Raw genomic sequence first — 21,903 nt, forward strand, 5'->3', positions numbered from 1 at the left:
CATGTCATCAATACTTTCAACTATCACTTCTGCAATTAGTTTTGTGACCACTGAGCTAATCGTTATCGTCATTGGCGCTATATTCATTTTTGCTTTGTTTAAGAGCATGATGACACTGCGTCAGTCAAAAGCCCATATCAATGAGCTCATGTTAATTGCCGATAAAGCCAAAGGTTCATCGGTTCAATTTACAGACTTTAGCCAAAGGCAGCAGAACTGGGTAACAGAGCACCTCGTCTATGACCGGGTTGACCAGCGAGTGACATTCGATAAGCAAGGTAGCCTCTTGCTTGCCAAATCAGCACTCAGCCAAATGGCCCCAGATCTTGATGACGGCAAATATAAGCTAATCCCTGCTATCCTGACCAGCTTCGGTATCACCGGTACCTTTATCGGGATCACGCTTGGTTTGAGTGGCTTTTCAATGGCTGGCGATTCTACAGAGCTGCTTGCAACTGCCATGCAGCTGCTTGAAGGGATGAATACCGCATTCTATACATCACTTGTCGGCTTGATGTGTTCAGCTTTTTTCATGATTTGGATGAAGTTTTCCGCGCACTTTCAGCAATCAGCGTTATCAAAATTTAGTAACCATCTAACTCAGAACTACTCGGAAGCGAGTGTCATTCATTATTTGAAGAACCTTTCAGGTGAACGCCAGCAGGATGTGATTGACGCACAGCTACGCTCAGCTGCAGCGATGGAATCACTGGGTGGAAACTTTAACCAGCTTCTCGGTCAATTTAGCCAGCTAAGTCATTCATTCGATGGCGATAAAATCGCTTCTACGATATCAACGGCGATGACAGACTCTATTGAGAGTCAGCTTGCACCCACAATGGTGCAGATCCGTGATGAACTAGCATTGCTAAAAGATATTAAAGAGCAGAACCAGAAAGAACTATTGCAAGAAATTATTGCTGAAATGAAAGCAGAGCTTATAGCTCCTGTTGTTATTGAACTTGAGAAAACCTCTGCCGCGGTTTCTGCCAATAACCAAGTATCAGAACAACTTAATAGCAATGTTGAGCTAGTCATCACCCGTACTGCTGAAACGGTAGAGACTATCGATAAGTTCCAGCAAGAGACAATGACTAAGCTGCAAGAGTTTGCCGTTTCTTTGAAAGACATTCTTTCTAGCTTTAAAGATGATACTCAGGGTGCGATGAGCACTATCGCCAAAGAAGTCCAAACCATGCTTGATGGTGCAACAACAGGTCTTGCTCAGCAGCGTGATGCATTCGAAGACAGTGCAATCAAAGCAGCCAACTCTTTTGAAGGTATTAAAGAGTCAATGAATACGGCTTTGGAAGAGCGTCAGAAAATGGAGAAAGAGCTTTTCGATGGGGTGGAAATACGTATCAACACCTTAATTGATGGTTCGAGTGATGCTTTCAAACAACAGACTAACGTACTTGAAAAAGTGGGCAGCGAAGCGTCAACACTAATGAACTCGGCACGTGTCGAGCTAGAAAACGGATTGGGTGATATCGATAGCAAAGTGCAGTCGATGTCTCAAACCGTCCAGCAAGAACTTGATGTTTTCCGTAAGCAATATCAGGAGAACCTAACTAGTTACTTTGAACAACAAAACAATTTGCTTGAAACTAGCTTGGGTAAACAGCGTGATGGCCTAAATGGCGTGGTAGAAAACTTCAAAAACGTATTTGAAAGTGAGTACAAAACACGACATGGTTTGCTTGAAGAGCTAACGGTTCAGCACCAGCATTTACAAAAGTCGGCGCAAACTATTGAGAAAGTAGCGAAAGCAATTGGTTTGAATGAAGCATCGAAGATGGCAGAGTTGCAAGATGCGGCTCAAACAATGAGCAAAGAAATTGCACACCTTAAGCGTGAATACTCTAAAGCCGCATCGACCTTCAACGATGTCACTGAAGGGTTACCTAAAGCAATGGATGATTACTTCACTCGTGCTAATAATAGCTTTGAAGTCTTCTTCAAAGATTTTGATGACTCGGCCAGCAAAATCCATAACAAACTATCACAGGCCGCTGGTTACCTGATTAATGCCCAAGTTCAACGTCGTGAGTTCGAAGCCGATGAGGTTGAAGCATAATGCGAGCACTGCGGGCAACCAAAGCGAATAATGATGCGGATGAGTCAGGAGTTTGGCTCTCCGTTGGTGACTTGATGTCAGTTCTTCTGATGATTTTTGCACTGCTGCTGATCAGCGCCTTGGTGCAGATCTCAGAGGCCCATGAGGAAAGCCAAAATACCCGAATCGTTATCATTAAAGGCATAAACGATGCGCTGGAAAGTGCAGGTATCGAAGTGACAGCCGATTCGACCACCGGTGATATTTCGATTATGGATTCTATTTTGTTCGACCATAACGATTATAAGTTGAAGGCTTCTGGTAAGGCTTTCTTGAATGAGTTTATTCCTATTTACTCGAATGTCATCTTCCAGTCTGAAGCAACAGCGGAGGAAGTTTCTCGCATTGTAATCGAAGGCCATTCAAGTTCTGAAGGTCGTTTTGAACGAAATATGGAGTTAAGTGTGCTGCGTGCCAACAGTGTGTCGAAATACATCAGCAGTATGCAGTTTGATCACAAACCACCGTTCTTCGAGAAGGTGGCGATTTCGGGGCGTGGGCCGATTGAGGCGAATCAAGACAAAACCGACCCGGCTGATCGTAAGGTGAAGTTCCGCTTCCAGTTTAAAGATGAAGAGTTCCTGGGCTATTTTTCTGAGGTAGAGCGTGTCGGTAAATAAGGGATTTACTTTCCGTGCGCCTAAGGTGCCGGGAACAAACAGTATCGATCATCTGTCTTTTGACGAGTTCTATGAGATGTCTCTAGCAGGTATGCCATTGCCTGCTTTTCCACCAAGAACATTGAAGCAGTTGGTTGCTTTGGTTGATCAGGGCAAAACGGCTGAAATCTCAGTGCTTGAATGGCTAGATGTGGTTGAAAATGAACATCATTGGAGCGGGCTCACTGAAAAACAACAATATGATGCCTGTCGTGCTATTTGGCTTGCTATCTGTACTAACGATACGCTCGGCAATATTGCATTTTTTAAAGCTGGCTTAGCCGTTGAAGGCTTACCGACGACTATGGTGAAGCCGCTGCTTAATACTATGGATGTGGTACGCCATGTACCGGGCCTGAATGCGTTAGATGCAGACAGGATTGATTGGCTAAATGCTGTCAAAGGTAAAGATTGGTCATACTTAGCAAATAGTTGCTATGAGCATGATTCGACTCCTAAGCGGCGCGTAAAAAAATTGATGTTGCCTAATGCAAATCAGTACGTAAAACAGTTACCTGTTGCCTTAGTCGAATGCGCCCCTAGAAGTGTTACGGAAGCGACCGAAGATTGGTTAGAGCGCTGTTTCAACTCATTTAATGCCATTAAAGATAAAGCACAATTTTGTGATGCGTTAATTCAGCAATATTGCGACAACTTGTATCGAGGTGAGTTAAAAACCTTACTGAGTGAGAACTGCTTACCTAACGTCGATGAAAGTTTGTGGTATGAAGTATCAGATAGCTCTAGAGAAAGGCTAAAGAGTGCTTTCTCGCTATCGAGCTATTTTGAATTAGATGCAATTGCAAAAAGGTTATGCAGCGATAGCTGCGCAAATGAGCTGGATATTGACGATCAGCAACGTAAGCAAATTCGTAGCCGAACGCAATTTTGGTCAAACTACAGCGAAAAGTTCAGCCGTATTCGTGTGCTTTTACCCAGCAATACTTATCGCCTTCTTGAAAGGCATGGACTCACGCTATCTCAGCAGGTTAATACCTTCAAAAGCGCAACAGAACAGTGCGCAGAAGTTATCATTTTTGAATTAGACAGGCTTCTGGTAGTTGAAGTACTGCGTGGTGACTTAAGCGAGACGCGTTTTTTTAAGAACACAGAATGGAATGCCAAGCGTTTACTCGATGGTGACTTTGAGTGCCTTGCTGATATTCGTGATTTGCCACAAACAGAAGTCCACGACCATATGATTCTGTGGCAATACTTTTGTGAAAAAATGCTGCGGACAAAATTCCGAGTGACACCTAATGATGGTGTGGTGTATTTCGCGGGGATCCCTAAATCTGTCAGTTATTACTCTGATAAAAAGGGTCTGCAAAAACCCAATCAAACCATGTTGGCAGAGCGTGCTATTCAACTTGAGCAGTGGGTTGAATTGTTCTGGCGTTACGAATTTAAAACATCGAAGTATGGTGAGCAGTCGGGGCTCCAGCAGCGCAGCAATGTGTACCTGTTTAAGGCGCAGGTCGCCAAGCAAACAGGCAATGATGAAAACCACGAACTCTATATCAAGAAAGCAGCAAATCAGGGTAACCCCGAAGCGATGTGGCAGTTGGGTTCTAAGTTATTACTTAGCGCTAATCGGCAGCATGGAGAACAGTTGATAGCTAAAGCTGCTGAAGATGGACATATAAAAGCGCGGGAGGCTGCTGAGCGTTTTGGAATAAAAATATCAGTTGTCTCTGAGAAAATGCTTTATGCCGTTGATGAGTTTGTATCAGGACTTGTAGAAGTTCCTGCAATGATGAGGTGCAATAGTTTTGATAGCTGGACGGATTTACAAATATACAACAAGGCCTTTGGTTATTTGCAACATAGGAAAGGTAAAGTGAACTTGGCCAATGTGGTTGTGTTATATGCCGAATTAGATAAACGTACTAGTGAGACCGCGCTTAAATTTTCAAAAGATCTGTTTGTTGAAGTTCATCAATATTTTAAACAATTAGAGGTTGAATATTAACCGTTAATCACGGTTTTGATTTACAAAACATGCCCTTACAAAAACTATGGTGTAAGATGTAACAAGTTGAAAAGCGCTAGGAACAAGTATGAAAAAATCGAACTTTGAGTTTCTGAAAGGGGTTAACGATATTCTCTTCAACGTTGCGTATGCAGCAGAGAAAAACTACCCGGATGATCCCAATACCACCTTGGTAAAACTGCGCATGTTTGGCGAGGCGTCAGCCAAGCACATTGCCAAGTTACTGGATATGGAGATCCCAGAAAACCAAGTCGATTTGATTCGCGACTTGTCCCGGATTTCATGGGTTGATGACAACATCATCAAGTTCTTTCATCAGCTACGTAAAGTGGGTAACAAAGCGGTACACGAATACCATGATGACTTGAACGATGCAGAAATGATGCTGCGTATCGCGTTCAAAGTTAGCGTTTGGTATTACCGCTTGGTTACCAAAAACCTTGACTTTGCCGTACCGGTGTTTGAGTTGCCCGATAGTGGCGGCGATGAGCAATACAACAGCGAGATCTCTTCGCTTAAACAAGCACTGGCTGATGCACTGAACGAGAAAACCCAATCAACGTCAGAGCTTGAAGCGCAAAAGAATAAACTCACCGCGCTAAATGGCTATATCTCGATTCTCGAAGGCAAGCAGGAAGAAACCGAAGAACAAACTCAAGCCCGTATTGCTGCTCTAGAAGCGCAACTGAAAGCCAAAGACGAAGAGCTTGCCAAGAAAACCGAGCGTGAGCGTAAAGAGTACCGCGAGCAAATTAACCAGCGTGCGGCCGCGCGTAAGCTGGATCTGTCAGAGCAAGAAACCCGCTATCTTATTGATCGCCAACTGCGCGAAGCAGGGTGGGATGCTGACAGCCTGAACCTACGTTATGCCCAAGGTACCCGCCCACAAGTCGGGCGTAATATCGCCATTGCGGAATGGCCAACCAGCACTGATGAAACAGGGCATACTGGTTTTGCAGACTATGTATTGTTTGTTGGGCTAAAACCCGTCGCTGTTATTGAAGCCAAGCGCAACAATATTGACGTTGCTGGCAAACTGCCAGAATCGTACCGCTACAGCAAACATTTCGATTTTGAATTGTTGCAGTCCGAACTGACCGATGCGGCTGCTAACGATGATCATGCGCTACACCAAATAGCTGAACAGTTGCCAAGCTACCGTGTCACTTGGCAAGACTCCAACGGCATTGATACCTACCATATTCCGTTTTGTTACTCTGCTAATGGGCGTGACTACCGTGCAACCAATAAAACCAAAAGCGGGATCTGGTATCGCGATGTCCGCCATAACTCAAACTTGCCAAAAGCCTTACCCGCATGGCATCGCCCAGAAGAGTTAATTGCAAAACTAGAAAGCGATCTTCATGTTCACAATAGCTGGTTTAGTCAAAATGACGACATGAGCGAGCTTGGTCTGCGTTATTACCAGGAAGAAGCCGTCGCAGCTGTTGAACAAGCAGTCATCAAAGGCCAGCAAGAAATTCTGCTGGCAATGGCAACAGGTACCGGTAAAACGCGAACCGCAATTGCCTTGATGTACCGTTTGATCCAATCGCAGCGCTTTAAGCGCGTACTGTTCTTGGTTGACCGTCGTTCACTCGGTGAGCAAGCGCTGAACTCGTTTGAAGATACCCGTATCAGCGGTGATACCTTCAATTCAATTTTCAATATTCAGGGCTTAACCGACAAATTCCCAGAAGATAGCACCAAAATCCATGTTGCTACCGTGCAGTCATTGGTTAAACGTACACTGCAAAGTGATGAAGTGATGCCGGTCGGGCGCTACGACTGCATTATTGTCGATGAAGCACACCGTGGTTACATTCTAGATAAAGAACAAACCGAAGGTGAGATGGCATTTCGGAGCCAGAATGACTTTATCTCGGCGTATCGTCGGATTATCGATCATTTCGATGCAGTTAAAGTTGGCTTAACTGCGACGCCAGCACTGCATACCGTTGAGATTTTCGATACACCTGTCTACCGCTACAGCTACCGCAAAGCGGTGATCGATGGCTTCCTAACCGACCAAGAACCCCCGATTAAAATCACCACAGAGCGCAGTAATGAAGGTATTTATTTTGCTCAAGGTGAGCAGGTAGAGCGAGTGAGTTACCAAGGGGAATTGATCACCGACACCCTTGAAGATGAACAAAACTTCGATGTTGCCCAGTTCAACAACCGAGTTATTGCGCCGAACTTCAACAAAGCCGTGTGTGAAGAGTTGGTCAATCACCTTGACCCAACTGGCAAACAAAAAACCTTGGTGTTCTGCGTCAATAACGTTCACGCCGATATGGTGGTCGAGCAGCTACAAACGGCGTTTAAGGTGAAATACCCTGATCTTGAACATGACGCCATTATCAAGATCACGGGTGATTCGGACAAAGATCCAATCAAAGTCCAGTCGATGATCACCCGTTTCAATAAAGAGCGTTTACCTAATATCGTGGTCACCGTCGATTTGCTGACCACTGGTATCGATATCCCAAGCATCTGTAACTTGGTGTTCTTACGCAAAGTGAAAAGCCGGATTTTGTATGAGCAGATGAAAGGCCGTGCCACTCGCTTGTGCCCGGATGTCGGTAAAGTGTCGTTCCGTATTTTTGATGCAGTTGATTTGTATGACACCCTAGAGTCGGTTGATACCATGAAGCCGGTGGTAGTGCGCCCTCAGGTCGAGCTGAAAACCCTGGTAAACGAGATCACCGACTCGGAAACCTATAACGTCATTGAAGCGGACGGCCGCAGTTTTGCCGAGCACAGCCATGAACAGCTGGTGGCGAAACTGCAACGCATTGTTGGCCATGCCAATAACAATCGTGATCGTTCACCGGACATCGATAGTGCCATTAAACGTTTTGATGACATCTGCCAAGATGCGATGGGCTGCGACTTCAACCGCTTTGCCCGCACATTGAAAGAAAAAGGCCCGAAATGGACCGCTGAAGTGTTCAACAAGGTCGAAGGCTTGGTTGAGCGCTTAGAGCATCTAAAAGTGGACATTAACGCCTTACGTAAAGCGCCGATTTTTACTGACATTCCCGACAAAGTGATCAGTGTTGAGCGTCTATATGGCGAGTATGAAAATGCCGAAGATTTCCTTGAAGCCTTTGATAATTTGGTGACAGGGAGCCCGAACGCCCATGCCGCGCTGCAAACCGTGATCAACAAACCGCGCGACTTAACCCGCAAAGCCTTGCTAGAGCTGCAGGAATGGTTTGATCGCCAGCATTTCGATGAGTCCACATTACGAGTGGCATGGAAAGAAACCAAAGACCAAGACATTGCCGCACGCTTAATTGGTCATATCCGCCGTGCCGCAATGGGTGATGCCTTGCTACCGTTTGAAACCCGAGTGGATAACGCGCTTAACCGTATTAAAGCCGAGAACAGCTGGAGCGATGAGCAAATCACTTGGTTGGACCGTTTAGGGGAAAGCCTGAAAGAGAAAGTGGTGGTCGATGACGACACCTTTAAATCAGGCAACTTTAAGCGTCGCGGGGGCAAACGTAAGCTTACAAACGTCTTCGATGGTGAATTAGACGCCATACTCGCCAAGCTAAATGATTATGTGTGGGATCAGCCTGCATAAACCACTAAAATAGCCTCAATTAGATCAGCAAGTGACAGGACCGCTAGCATGCCTATCACTTGCTGCATATTCACTATGAATAACGAATATCGAGAAAACCATGAACAATAATGATTTAGTCGCCAAACTGTGGAAACTGTGTGACAACCTTCGTGATGGTGGGGTGTCTTACCAAAACTACGTGAATGAACTGGCGTCGTTGCTGTTCCTGAAAATGTGTGAAGAAACGGGGCAAGAAGATGACTTGCTACCTGAAGGGCTACGCTGGAACGATCTTAAAACCAAGATTGGTCGTGAACAGCACCAGTTCTACCGAAACATGCTGGTACAGCTTGGCGATGACAACCACGCCATTGTTCGTGCGATTTTCCAAAACGTGAACACCACCATTACCCAGCCTGCACAGCTAACTGAGCTAGTGTCGAACATGGACAGCCTTGGCTGGTTCGATGGCGATAAAGGCAAATCACGAGACGACTTCGGTGACATGTACGAAGGCTTGCTGCAGAAGAATGCCAATGAAACCAAGTCAGGTGCAGGCCAGTACTTCACCCCGCGTTCGCTGATCAGCACCATTGTGAAGCTGATGCAGCCACAGCCGCGCGAAGTGATTCAAGACCCAGCCGCAGGTACGGCAGGTTTCTTGATTGAAGCGGATAAATTCATCAAATCACAAACCAACGATTTGGATGACCTGAGTGAAGACGATCAAGATTTCCAAATACAGCGTGCCTTCGTTGGCCTTGAGCTAGTACCAGAAACCCGCCGTTTGGCACTGATGAACTGCCTACTGCACGATATCGAAGGCGACCAAGACAAAGGCGGCGCCATCCGTTTGGGTAACACCTTGGGTAGCGATGGTGAAGCCTTGCCTAAAGCCAAAGTGATTCTAACCAACCCTCCGTTTGGTAGTGCCGCGGGTACTAACATTACCCGTACATTCGTTCATCCAACGTCGAACAAACAGCTGTGTTTCATGCAACACATTGTTGAAAGCCTAGAACCAGGTGGCCGTGCTGCGGTTGTTATCCCTGATAACGTTTTATTTGAAGGCGGTAAGGGTACCGATATCCGACGCGATCTGATGGACAAGTGTAATCTGCACACAGTGTTACGTTTGCCGACCGGTATTTTCTACGCCCAGGGCGTAAAAACCAACGTGCTGTTCTTCCAAAAAGGCGCGCTGAACAACCCAGAGCAAGATAAAAACTGCACTACCGAAACTTGGGTGTTCGACATGCGTACCAACATGAACACTTTTGGTAAGCGCCGTCCGCTCACTGAAAAACACTTCGATGCCTTTATCGCTGCCTATGGTGAAGATAAAAACGGCCAATCGCCACGTAGCGAAGGTGTATGGGATGTATTAGGTGCTATTTATGCCGAGGGTGAAGGCTCAGTAGAGCACACGCCAGAAAATGCTCGCTTCCGCAAGTTCTCCCGTGACTATATCCGCGACCAGAAGGGCGACAGCCTAGATATCTCTTGGTTGAAAGACTTAGAAGCTACATCAGCGGAAAACCTACCAGAGCCTGAAGTGCTCGCCGGTGAAGCCATGGCAGAGCTGACCGAAGCTATGTCAGAGATTTATCAGTTAATGCAAGCGCTGGGTGCCAATGATGAAGCTGAGGCGCAGAAGCAGTTGCTTGAAGAGGCGTTTGGGCTTAAAGAGCAGGACCTAGATCCTAGGGACGAGTTCCTAGAAGGTGCGACTCAGGAGGTTGAGGCATGAGTCAATTGCCGAAGGGGTGGGTTGAAACAACCCTAGTTAATATCGCCAATTGGGGCTCTGGTGGCACTCCAAAACGAAGTGAAAGTTCATACTATGGTGGTGATACACCATGGGTGAAAACGGGTGATCTTGGTCCTAAAAGGTTGAGCACTGCTTCAGAATATATTTCACAAGCTGGGTTAGACAACTCTAGCGCTAAGTTGTTTCCAAAAGGCTCTGTTGCAATTGCGATGTATGGCGCGACTATTGGTAAAACATCGATCTTAGATTTTGATACGACGACCAATCAAGCCTGTGCTGTTGGTAACCCGTTCGAAGGTGTTACTAATACTGAATTTCTTTATTATTTCTTAAACAGTGAAAAGCAACGTTTTATTGATAAGGGTAAAGGAGGAGCACAGCCTAACATTTCACAGCAAATGATTAAGGCTCATGAGGTGATGCTTCCCCCCCTTGCTGAACAGCAGCGCATCGTTGAAAAACTCGACGAGGTACTGGCGCAGGTGGATACCATCAAAGCGCGTCTTGATGGTATTCCCGCGATCATCAAACGCTTTCGACAATCCGTCCTCGCCGCCGCCGTATCGGGGAAATTGACTCTTTTGGTGAAGGAACCCCCTAAATTTACAAAGCTAGGTGATACTGGTGTTGAAATAAAGACTGGCCCTTTTGGTAGTGCATTACATAAATCGGACTACATAGAGGGAGGGATTTCTGTTATTAATCCAATGCATATTAATGACGGTAAAATTACACCCGCGACTCAAATGTCAATTACATCAGAAAAATACGAGTCTTTAGCGGCTTGGCACTTAAAAGACGATGATGTTGTTGTTGGACGACGTGGTGAAATGGGACGCGCAGCTGTAGTTAAAGGGACATCATTGGAACCTTGTCTATGTGGCACTGGCTCGATGATTCTTCGTTGTGGTGAATATATTAGTTCGGAATATTTGTCCTATGTTATCCGGTCTCCAGTTGCGGTTAGTTATTTCAATGCGACTTCTGTGGGCTCTACGATGGTTAACTTGAATCAAAAAGTAATCAAGAGCCTCGAAGTATATTTTCCTCCAATCGAAGAACAAAAAGAAATCGTCCGCCTTGTCTATCAATACTTCGCGTTTGCCGACACCATCGAAGCGCAGGTGAAAAAGGCGCAGGCGAGGGTGGATAACTTGACCCAGAGTATTCTTGCCAAGGCTTTCCGTGGTGAGCTGGTGCCGCAAGACTCAGATGACGAACCAGCGGAAAAGCTGCTAGAGCGCATCGCCGAAGCCCGTAAAGAGGCAGAAGCGTTAGCCAAAGCGGCGAAAAAAGCCGAGGCGGTAAGAAAGAAAGCCGCTAAAGCAGCAAGTGCGTAAGTAAATATATAGCCAACATGATGCCTGCCATGTTGGCTTTTTTGTTTGTGAATTTAAACCGTATTTCATGAGGTAATGGTGAGCCGTCTTAATAGCATGATTGGTTGGGTGGATTTTTCTTCAACAGAGCGTGAGCGGGTATCGCAGGTACTTGCCATGCTTAAAGAGAAAGGCACGCTGGATGAGTTAGGGATTGGTCAGGTACGTGATGCCTTTGCCGAACAGCTTTTTCCCGGTTTTTCGACTATCCAAACTCGCGCTAAGTATTTAGTTACTGTCCCGCGTATTTTTGATGATTACACCCAACTAGAGACTAAGTTACGGCGTAAAACATCCTTGCTTGATTATATTCACCAACAAGAAGACTTATTGGCGGAAAATTTGGTAGAACGGCACCAGGATGAAAAAGTCGATGGCATTATTGGCAGCGAAAGCGTGGGTAAAGGTGGGGTCGCACGTAAACCGTCATCTGTGTATTGGAATGCTTTTCGCCAGTTTGGTATTGCCAATACACAGCAATCTTTGAAAGAGTTTTGCAAGCAATTTGAAACCTTGGTTAATCAGCCTGTCCATCACCTCGGTGGGGAAGATGACGATGATGACGTATCAACCCCAGCAAGCCTTATGCAAAAAATGCCCAGTAACGAAGCTGGGGCAGATGACAAGGGGCAAAGTGATTGGCTTGAGGTGGCTGAGATAGGCCTTACCCGTGAAGAAGCTAATTATTTAAAGCAAAAATTTCTGAATGCACGCGCAATTGAACACAGTGTGCCAGCCCAATTATTTCGAGCCTCGTTACTAGAAGGTGCCCTTGAAATTGATCGGGAGTATTTGGCTGGTAGACCCGATCAAGGCTGGCGATTAGATGTGCTTTATCACTGGCTGAAGGACAAAAGTATTTCGGAAAAATGCAAAAAGACGCTCCGTAACGCTTTGGAGTTTAGCCTTGCTATGGAAGGGGCACATTTGCGTTATAACTGCTTGGTTGCCCGCCAGGCCAATAATGAAACCCAATTGGCTGAATACGAAAAGCAGTTTGATGAGTGGCGGCAACAATACAGCCAATCCGTTTTGTTTAGCGACGGTTACTATCAATATTGGTTAATCGCAGCCTTCCGTGATGGTAGAAAAGTCAATTCGAAAACCGAACCCTTCATTGCCAATTGGTGCAAATTAATCGCGGATGGTACGCCTGTTCCACAGCTAGATGACTTTATTAAGAAGCGGGCCAACGATAATAAAGGCTCACGCAGTTTGCTGAAAAAAGCGCTGTCTGAAAATCAAGGCTGGGTTGGCATGCATAAGCTGGAATACCGCTGGCCGAGTGCTGTGCAAATCTTGAGTGATATCGAACAAGGACTGAACCGTTAATATGGAACATGCAGGCTTAAAACCCAACAAACAGAGGCTTGATTACGGCGAGCAATTGATCGCACCTGAGGGTTACCAGTTAACCGCAGCGGTGGCGACAACCTATAGCTTGGATCTCAATACCTTGCTGACGGTGCCTGTTGCCATGTGTTTTGGCCATACTTTGGAGGGGCCAATAGAACAAGAGCGTATTGCATTGCTTGAAGCTCTTGGTCAATTAAAGGGTTGCCTCAAAGTATATTACCAGCATGGTAATATTAAGATCCCTTCTGACTATAACAGCTTGTTTACGTTGTTGGAGCCTTGTCTTGCCCCAGTTGTTCCTCTGGCGAGCAAGGCTGCAAGTCATTCCGTTGAATCAGCATTTTCTTCTTTTCACCCTAAAGTGTGGCTTTTGCGCTTTGAGGGTAAGGCCGAAGATCCGGTCAGGTATCGTCTTATCGTGTTATCCCGCAACCTAACTTTCGATCGTAGCTGGGATTTGGCAGCAGTCATCGATGGGTTTATCAAGCCTAAAAGTAGGCGGCAAAACAGACCGTTGGTGGCGTTTTTTGAATCCTTATTTGGGCTAGATATTCAAGCAACAGATAGTCAGTACAATGATTTTGCCCATCAAGAAACCATCTTGAGCGAATTGCCTTATGTTTTTTGGCAAAAACCTAATAGCTTTGGCGATATAGGCTTTCTCTCGACGGTATTCGATGAAAAAACGCAGCTAAGGCAAAAGCCTGTTGCTTTTAAGCACACAGATAATACCTCTATGTTGGTTGTTTCCCCCTTTATCAAGGGAGGAAGCGATGTTGCCGGACTGGATTGGTTAGCGACCTACTGCCCTGATGGACCAAGGTACTTGCTGAGTCGGGCGGAAGAACTCAATGCCGTGGGAGAATCTCTGCTATCTGATTGGCATTGTTTTTCTCTCAATGATCGCGTGATCAACGGCGAAGAAGCCATGGAGCTCGATCAAAGCGAATTTGTCGAAAACGATCAAAACCTTCACGCTAAATTGATAGTGAACGATCAAAGTGATGGCCATGCGGTATGGCATGTAGGCTCGGCAAATGCGACGGCTGCTGCTTTGGGAACAACTGACAAGTCCCCAAGGAATACAGAGTTTATGTTGCAGCTTAAAGGGCTGAAAGAGAAGGTTGGTGTGGAATCATTATTAAATCAGTGGATTGATAATGATGGCTTTGGTCTGTTTGTTGAGCATGAATTTACTGAGCCAGAGAATAATGAAGACGTTGCCGAAAGTGAAAATGCACTTCGGATTTTCATGCATCAGCTTTTGCTCGCTCAATGGCAGTTGATAGCTGTACCAGACTCCAATATGACCTATAGCTTGAAATTGTCTGTTGATGCTCTTCCACCCTTAGAAGAGTTTTCGGTGCGTGTAACCCCTTTGGCAGCAGAACAATTTAGAACCATAGAGCAAGCCTTGTGCTGGTATTCGCTAAAGTTGTCGCAAGTCAGTGCTCTAGTGCGCTTTGAGATCATTAAGGGTAGCGATACACAGCAGCAATTTATGTTGCAGTTGCCCTTGGAGGTTGAAGGAGATATTGACCGTGAGGCGCATGTATTGAATGAGTTAGTTCAATCACAAAGCCAATTTTACAGCTACTTATCAATGCTGCTGCAGGTTCAACCGGACAAGAGTTTGTTTTACTCATCTTCCAAGGGGGACGGGATAGGGGATTTTGACGAGCAAGGAATGATTCCCGAGGATGCCATTATTTATGAAAAGTTGATGTTGGCTGCAGCAAAGCGGCCGGAATCGCTCAAGAGAATAGACATGCTGCAAAAACGCCTTGATGAGTCGGTGATCCCGCAGGTATTTAAAGATTTATGGCATGTGTTTCAACCTTTTAGTCAATAGGATGCTGACGGTGGAGAGTGATTTTAAAGAGGCAGTGAATGCTCAGTTGGAAGTATCACTAGCAAGCCTGAAAGACTTTCAACAAGCGACAGTTGAGAGCCTAGTTGCTAAATTTTCAGACCCAGAGCATAGCCACCGAATGCTGGTGGCAGACGAAGTTGGTTTGGGGAAGACCATCGTAGCTAAAGGGGTGATTGCCAAGTTATTGCAGCAGCATCTTTCATCATGGAGTACAACAGCGACGGGTAACCAACGTCCCTTTCGCGTGACTTACATTTGCTCAAACCTTGCATTAGCTGATGAAAACCGTCAAAAGTTAGCGGTATTTGGTAAAAATGAAGCTAAACGCTGGGTTAAGCAGCCCAGTTTCCGGCGGTTGATTGAATTAGCTGCCATCTCTCGTACGCCGGATAATGAGGAAGGTAAAGTCATAGAGGTGTGTACGCTTACCCCGGCAACGTCGTTTACTCTGACTTTAGGCAGTGGAAACTGTTGGGAAAGAGTCATCATAGCGAATGTCGTCGCTAGCGCACCTCAGATAGAACATGTCAAAGAGCCTTTGTTGGCCTTGTTTAAAACCAATCATGTTGGTGCTGAAAGGTGGAAGAATGAGTTAGACAAGTTAAGTAAATATTATGATCTGAGCGATAATATTTGTTTTGCTGTTCACAATCAGCTTAACCAACCTTGTACTTCTTGGCGGCTTAAAGAGCACTATGCTTCACGATTGGAAGCCATTAATGAGCTTTGTGGGCAATGGTTGGAAGATGAGGCCGAAACAGAACAAACCAAGTCTCTATTTTATGCCCTGCGTGTCGAACTGCGTAGGTTAGTCGCCCAAAGTTGTGCCGGAAACCTTGAAGCTGATTTATTTATTCTCGATGAGTTCCAGCGCTTTCAGTCACTGACAAACCCAAGTGATGATTCAGAAGAGTCAATTATTGCAAGGCAGGTATTTAAATCAGATTCAAATCAACGTCATTCAGAGTACAAGAGTAAAGTACTACTGCTCTCGGCGACGCCGTTCAAAGCGGTGACGACCTTGCATGATGATGAGAACGGAGCCAGCCATCACGAACAACTCCATAATTTGCTCGATTTTATTTCAGCCAATGATGTTGATTTTATTGATAGCTATGAGCAATCGCGAGATCAATTACAAAAAGACTTACTGTCTCTAACCGATCCAAATAAGCCGGTTGATTTACTTGAAAAGGGAAATAGTCAAAAAGTAGAGGCACTATTGCGGCGTTTTATATGCCGGACGGAAAGAAGCCAGATTAGTGATGGATTCGATGATATTTACGACTCCAGTGAGTTGATCTGTAATCAAACATTGAATATTGATGAAGTAAAAGCTTTTCAGGCTCTTGACGCTATTAATAGCGCAATTGGACAGTATTCTCGAACTCAGACTGGCGGACAATTACTCGAATTTTCAAAATCAGCGCCTTGGGTGATGTCTTTTTTACAAGGGTATGTGTTTAAAAAGCAGTTTTTAAATCATCTTGATAAGCCTGAGGTAAAGCAATTACTTAAAGACGACTCTTCGGCCAATCAATTTGCGTGGCTACGTAGAGGGAAAATTGATAATCATACGCTTGATATTGCAAGGGAAACCCCTAATGCACGTGTAAGAGAAATGACAAAGACTGTCTTTAAAGGAAACGGCGAGCATTTATTGTGGGTGCCACCCTCTAAACCGAATTACCGTCCTACGGGTGTGTATGAAAACAGCAATAGTTTTACTAAATCACTGATTTTTTCCGCTTGGGCCATGGTTCCACGTGTCTTGAGTGGAATATGGTCTTATGAAGCCGAGCGGCGTGTTGTGTCTGGAGCAGAAGAGAAGGAAAGCTATTTCTCATCAAAAAAACATACACCATTGCTGCGCTTCTATGGTACTGCACCGCTCAATAACTGGGCTTTGTTGTACCCTTCTAAGTTTCTTCAGAGTTTCAAATTCAACAGTGAGACCTTGAGTAGTGAACTTGAAGCGCGCAGTGTTGTTATTGCAGATAAATTACTGGATTTGAAACGTTTTGAGAGTTCAGAGGGGACTGGGGCTGAGTGGTATCTGCTGGCGCCTATGCTGCTAGACCGTGAGCATGGCCTTGAAGGGCATATAGACGCTTGGCTTTCGGTGAATAAAACACCGATCTCGGTAGAGGATGATACTGAAGGGGACGAAGCTCAAGGGCCGAGTAAGGGGACTGGTCGCTTAGAACATCTTGCACAAATAGAAGCATTTATTTCTCAAGGTGAATCATTGGTACTTGGCCCTATGCCAGAAGATCTCGCAGACATACTTGCATTGTTGTCAGTAGCAAGTCCTGCGGTTTGTGCGTTACGTACTATTGAAAAGCATTGGGGACATGCTAACTGTGATGAGCAAATGAAGTTCTGCGTGTCATTTTCCAATGTCACAATAAAGTTATTCAATCATGAATATGCCAAGCCAATCGTTCAGCAGGCTGCAACCAGTCAAATATTCGTTGGTAGTAAAACTGCTGCTTGGCTTCAAGTCCTCGACTATTGCGCTCAGGGCAATTTTCAAGCAATGCTTGATGAGTACTGCCATTTATTATCAACATCCGGTTCTAGTTTAGAAAGTGCATACAGTAAGTTACTCACGGCGATGGGTATTCGTAGTACGCCGGTACATGCCCATTTTTGGGAAAACCGTTTTAACGATAAGCAAGAGCAATCGTCATTAAGGTGTCATTATGCGGTGCCTTTAGGTACTCAGAAAATGACTGATGATAAAGGGTTGAGTCGTGTTGTTAATATTCGTGACGCCTTTAATTCACCTTTTCGGCCTTTTGTTTTGAGCTCGACCTCCATCGGACAAGAGGGACTCGATTTTCATTGGTACTGTAGTCGTGTTATTCACTGGAATCTGCCACGCAACCCAATTGATATCGAGCAGCGTGAGGGAAGAGTGAATCGTTTTAAATCGCTGGTGGTGCGTAAGCGTCTCGCTGAAGTTTTTGCTGGTGATATCGATTTGAACGGTGATATTTGGCAGCAAATGTTCGAAGCTGCAGAAGTCACTCAAAGTAACCGAAGTAGTGATCTAGAGCCTTATTGGTTTTATCCGTATGGTTCGGCAAAAATTGAACGAATAGTACCCATGTACCCAATGAGTAAAGAGGTACAAAAGCTTAATGAGTCGCTGAAAATATTAGCTCTGTATCGGTTAGCTTTTGGTCAACCGAGACAACAAGAGCTGCTTGAAAACCTCCTTCATCGTAATTTGACTGCTGAAGAAATTGAGAAAGTAAAATCATCTCTGATTATTAACTTAGCGCCTTTGAAAAGAAAGGCTGAGGTTGATAAAGCGTTTACAGCCGATTGTGAAGTTGAAGCGCTGTGATTGTAAGCTTGCGATTGCCACATGAGCAAGAAAAGCAAATATGCTTTGAATTTATAGTATTGGTAACAAGATTGAATACATGATTAAAGACACGCTAATTGAACGCCTGCACCAAGAATTTGGCGCCCCAAGCCGTACAACCAAAAAGGTCGAAGCTTGGCACCTCACGAACCATTTTGGGTTTGTGATTGAAGTTGACAAGCCAGACCATGGCCGCTTTGCCAACGTGTGGCTACCGCACCCGTTCGGTAGCATCGAGATGCCAGAGGTAGAGCATGTGGTCTACCCACATGACAAAGGCCGTCATAGCAACACTTACACCACTCCAGGTTTGGAACGTGGTGAAGTGGTACTAAAACTTAAAATCACATCGCCGAACGATATTGAAAATTTGGTCGACTACTTGAAGCCGTAAGGATAACAATGAATACATTCCGACATTGCATTGCAGATATTTTGGCATCACGGCAATTAAAGCACGTGAATGGTGCACCGCTTTATAGTTATAAGCTAACCCGTGATGAGTATGAATCACTACAAACTGCTTTGATTGATAGCTTACGGAGCCAAGATATTGCCTGTCATGTTCCTGTCTCCATGAGTTCTGAGTGGGCGGGTGCTTTTGTAATGTATGCGGCGGAATGGTGGCGAAAAGAATTTAACGGCGGTCATTGGAGCTGGGAGCCTATTTTTAGCTCTCTGAATATCAGTGATGATGCCATTACAGCAGGCCAACGAAATAAGTTAATCGCGGCTGGCTTTCGTTTTTGGCGTCGGCCGATCCTTAGCAATGGTCAGGGGCGGATGTTTTTGGGCTCGGTTGCGGTAGAAGGGGGCCTACCACTTAAGCTGATTACCGATCCAAACAGTAAGCTAGCTCACTATTTTGAGCTGGTGATTAAAGACTTCGGCAAATTTACCTTATCGAATCCTAATGCGGCGGCCATCGCCGAAGCGCACGATCATTGCATTGCTGCTTCGTTCCGAACTGAAGCAGTATATTCCGTGGTCGGCAAAATTGCTCAGGCGATTTATAAACTAACCGATCAATATGGGCTCGATGAGCAGCATGACCCGATGCGCTTTTTAGACGCTGTTGCACCCAATTGGCCTGAACAACTACCGCTGAATATTGACCATGAAGTAGCGAAAGGTTTACTCAATAGTGCGCTAGGCCAAGCTATTGCTGTTCAGCGTAGCTTGCCGAGCACGATTCGTTTAGTTCGTCGTTTAACTCAAGCCTATGACAAGCATGCCTATGTCTTGGATGATCCCCAACAAGTTGAAGCCAAGTGGACATGCCAGCTGGCGGTTTCGCTTCGCTCCCGGGTTAATGCGCAATATATCCAACAGTTATTTGGCATGTCATCATTACCAGAGCGCTTTAGCTTGTTTGCCATGGGTAAGAAACCGCTGTTATTAGCTAAGGCGTTTCGCCCTAAAAACAATACAGAGCGTTACTTGCTGGATGTGATGACCAGTGAGTTACCGAATGACTGGTTTGATTGCGAAATACAGTTAATGGCCCGAGGCGACAACGATCAAACATGGTATGCCCCTTTACTGGGCGGAAGTGCTTTGAATAACGTTGAACCTTGGGTATTTACTGAAAACGAAGGCGAGTGGGTCCTAGCGGGCTCTGGTGATGTGGTTTGCGAGTCAAAAAAAGCGTTGATAGCGTTATCGCCTGAAATTGCATTGCCTCCCTTCTTTAGCGGCGAAAGCGTCTTGGGCATTACTGCACAACCGTACACCTGTCGTTTGTATCAGTTAAATGAAGCGGGCACTTACCCATTTGGCGATGCGGTTGTTGAACTAGGTGTAAGTAACAAATCAAACACAGAATATGTCTGGCAAGGTGATGAATTAGCGTACCAAACATTACCGACGAAATGTTTTATGGGTAAGCCGGAATTACTTGCGCTATCACCACAAGGTACGCATCACCGCCTATCAGTAGAAAAGCTGCGTTGGCATCATGCCTCAAAGCAACAATGGCAACCGTTTGACACCTTACCTTTAGGGCAAAGTGAAGTTGCATTCATTGACGGCGGTAAAGCGAAGAAGCGTTTCCGGTTGGCAAGTTTGCCGCAAGATATGGTGATTGAATTCTTGCCCGGTCGTCAGATCAACCGTGGCCAGATAGTAATATCGTCGTCACGCCCCCCGATGGTAGCACTAAATCAAGACGTAGATGGCCAAGTAGCCCATCAAGTGACTCAAACACAGCAGTCAGTCACGCTTGATTTGTTCTGCGCGCAAGAGCAACCGCCTGCGTTTGTTGAACTTGAATTGTGGTGGCAAGAGAAGCCCAAGTCAGTATCGATTACATTGCCATTCCCAAGTAAAGGCGTGTGTTTATTAGATGGTGATCAGAAGTCAGTAGAAAGCCATAGCGACCTACTGGTCGATAAAATCAATAGTTATGAGTTTTACGGCTATGGACTTGATGGCGAGGTGGAATTGCAATTTTCACTTCAAGCTCATGATGTCAGGGGCGCGTTTAGTCGAAGTGCTTATTTCAGCACGGTTTTACCTTCTATTGATGTATTGGCAACGGGGTTATCACTGTCGACATTCCGCAGTGACATCCAAGCACTTTTTGCGTTGTCTTCAAGTTTGGATGCCAAGGTAAAACTGTCTGTGGTCAACCACGGACAAGCCGTGTTTACCTGTTTCTTATCAGCTTATGCGCATTCCCTTCAACCTAATCGAGAGCAAGGTTGGGTTGAGCTTGCCGCTGAAGGGCTTGATGATAAAGCAGCGTCCATCGATTTATACACAGTGCCATTGGATCGCCCTGATCAAACACCGTTGCAGTTATTACCTGTTGATGATGCTGAACGCACACAATCGGCCTGGCTGTTTCCTAATGATGAAGTTGAAGCGGGTGCGTGGTTGGTATATTGCGATAACCCTCAGCAGGGTATCAGGCCATTAATGTGGAGTAAGGATTTAGAGCTACTGCCACAAGCCAGTCATGGTTTCGAGGCGGCAGCAGGTATAGGTCGACGAGCCGACCGGTTGGAGGCATTTAGCCAAGTCGCGAAAGAAATGGCCTATGACTTTTCTCGGTCTGAATGGAAGTTTGTACGTACCTTACTATCGTTCGATCATGTGCCGCTAACGACGTTTGATTTATGGCGCGGTGTTTCCCGCCAGCCTGAATTTATGTTGGCGCTGTTACTGACTGCAAGCAAGAAAGAAATTGACCAAGTGTGGAAAATGGACAAACAATTTCCACTACTTTGGTATTCGCTGAAGGTAACCGCAGCAGCCAAGGTGATGATGGCATTCTATGACCACCTGCTGCACCGCTTAGGTGATGATATGGCAGATGTGGCGCAAACGCGGGTGCAGAAGAAGCTGTCAGAGTTGGTCTCTTATTTCCCAGGCCTTGCCCCGCTCTCGAGCATGATGCAGTTTAAAATCGGTGTACTTGAGCAAAAGCCAGCATTGACGCCTGCTGCTTATATGCAGCATGTGTTTGACAGCCGAAATGCGCTATCCCAACGCCAGCTTGATGCCGATTGGCCCACTATTTTTGCTGATGGAATAATGAGTTCGGTGATCAGTAAAATGAACCCACAGTTCGTTCAATTGTGCCTGACCAACAAACATAGGTTTAAAAATAACGTGATGAATGCACCTGCATTATTAGCGTTGGCGACCAGTGGCCAAGCTGAATTAAGCATGACGCCTGAAGTGGTACATGCGATGCGCGAATATCGTCGGTTTGACCAAGAATATTTTGATGACTGTTTTGCTTTAACCCAAAAAATGATTATTGGTTTAGCTTCAATTTAACGCCTAGGAACAAGAGT

At 45.5% G+C, this 21,903-nt stretch carries 11 protein-coding genes; all 11 read left to right on the top strand.

What is annotated here, in order from left to right:
- Position 1 precedes the first annotated feature (1 nt).
- Positions 2–2,077 carry a chemotaxis protein gene (locus L4D79_RS14190; RefSeq protein ID WP_428652211.1) on the top strand — a complete coding sequence of 692 codons (2,076 nt, stop codon included), beginning with the start codon at positions 2–4 and terminating at the stop codon, positions 2,075–2,077.
- On the top strand, positions 2,077–2,736 hold the full coding sequence (locus tag L4D79_RS14195; RefSeq protein WP_428652212.1) for an OmpA/MotB family protein: 660 nt from the start codon (positions 2,077–2,079) through the stop codon (positions 2,734–2,736). The genes L4D79_RS14190 and L4D79_RS14195 overlap by 1 nt, the downstream gene beginning before the upstream one ends.
- Positions 2,723–4,747, top strand: coding sequence for an EH signature domain-containing protein (locus L4D79_RS14200; RefSeq protein ID WP_428652213.1), 2,025 nt, complete (start codon positions 2,723–2,725; stop codon positions 4,745–4,747). The genes L4D79_RS14195 and L4D79_RS14200 overlap by 14 nt, the downstream gene beginning before the upstream one ends.
- Positions 4,748–4,835: 88 nt before the next feature.
- Positions 4,836–8,363, top strand: coding sequence for a type I restriction-modification system endonuclease (hsdR, locus tag L4D79_RS14205; protein WP_428652214.1), 3,528 nt, complete (start codon positions 4,836–4,838; stop codon positions 8,361–8,363).
- Between the two features lie 100 nt (positions 8,364–8,463).
- Positions 8,464–10,095 carry an N-6 DNA methylase gene (locus tag L4D79_RS14210; RefSeq protein ID WP_428652215.1) on the top strand — a complete coding sequence of 544 codons (1,632 nt, stop codon included), beginning with the start codon at positions 8,464–8,466 and terminating at the stop codon, positions 10,093–10,095.
- Positions 10,092–11,456 (top strand): restriction endonuclease subunit S, encoded by a 1,365-nt coding sequence (locus tag L4D79_RS14215; protein ID WP_428652216.1) that lies wholly within the window; start codon positions 10,092–10,094, stop codon positions 11,454–11,456. The genes L4D79_RS14210 and L4D79_RS14215 overlap by 4 nt, the downstream gene beginning before the upstream one ends.
- A 78-nt stretch (positions 11,457–11,534) precedes the next feature.
- Positions 11,535–12,827: a DUF6361 family protein gene (locus L4D79_RS14220; protein ID WP_428652217.1), complete on the top strand. Its 1,293-nt coding sequence runs from the start codon at positions 11,535–11,537 to the stop codon at positions 12,825–12,827.
- A 109-nt stretch (positions 12,828–12,936) separates the two neighbouring features.
- Positions 12,937–14,703, top strand: a complete 1,767-nt coding sequence (locus L4D79_RS14225; RefSeq protein ID WP_428652218.1) for a phospholipase D family protein — start codon at positions 12,937–12,939, stop codon at positions 14,701–14,703.
- A gap of 10 nt (positions 14,704–14,713) precedes the next feature.
- Positions 14,714–18,079 carry a C-terminal helicase domain-containing protein gene (locus L4D79_RS14230; RefSeq protein ID WP_428652219.1) on the top strand — a complete coding sequence of 1,122 codons (3,366 nt, stop codon included), beginning with the start codon at positions 14,714–14,716 and terminating at the stop codon, positions 18,077–18,079.
- Between the two features lie 79 nt (positions 18,080–18,158).
- Entirely contained in the window at positions 18,159–18,494 is a 336-nt protein-coding gene (locus tag L4D79_RS14235) for a hypothetical protein (RefSeq protein WP_428652220.1), read from the top strand.
- Positions 18,495–18,502: 8 nt separating this feature from the next.
- The gene (locus L4D79_RS14240) at positions 18,503–21,886 is read left to right on the top strand and encodes an STY4851/ECs_5259 family protein (protein WP_428652221.1); all 3,384 of its coding nucleotides are present in this window, start codon (positions 18,503–18,505) and stop codon (positions 21,884–21,886) included.
- The last annotated feature ends 17 nt before the right edge of the window (positions 21,887–21,903 follow it).

Source organism: Photobacterium satsumensis (genome assembly GCF_050336935.1).
GTDB classification, from domain to species: Bacteria; Pseudomonadota; Gammaproteobacteria; order Enterobacterales; family Vibrionaceae; genus Photobacterium; species Photobacterium satsumensis.

Excerpts from the sequence above, each read along its gene's own strand:
- L4D79_RS14210 (WP_428652215.1), top strand. The coding sequence starts at position 8,464 with ATGAACAATAATGATTTAGTCGCCAAACTGTGGAAACTGTGTGACAAC.
- L4D79_RS14235 (WP_428652220.1), top strand. The coding sequence starts at position 18,159 with ATGATTAAAGACACGCTAATTGAACGCCTGCACCAAGAATTTGGCGCC.
- L4D79_RS14190 (WP_428652211.1), top strand. The coding sequence starts at position 2 with ATGTCATCAATACTTTCAACTATCACTTCTGCAATTAGTTTTGTGACC.
- hsdR (WP_428652214.1), top strand. The coding sequence starts at position 4,836 with ATGAAAAAATCGAACTTTGAGTTTCTGAAAGGGGTTAACGATATTCTC.
- L4D79_RS14215 (WP_428652216.1), top strand. The coding sequence starts at position 10,092 with ATGAGTCAATTGCCGAAGGGGTGGGTTGAAACAACCCTAGTTAATATC.
- L4D79_RS14240 (WP_428652221.1), top strand. The coding sequence starts at position 18,503 with ATGAATACATTCCGACATTGCATTGCAGATATTTTGGCATCACGGCAA.
- L4D79_RS14195 (WP_428652212.1), top strand. The coding sequence starts at position 2,077 with ATGCGAGCACTGCGGGCAACCAAAGCGAATAATGATGCGGATGAGTCA.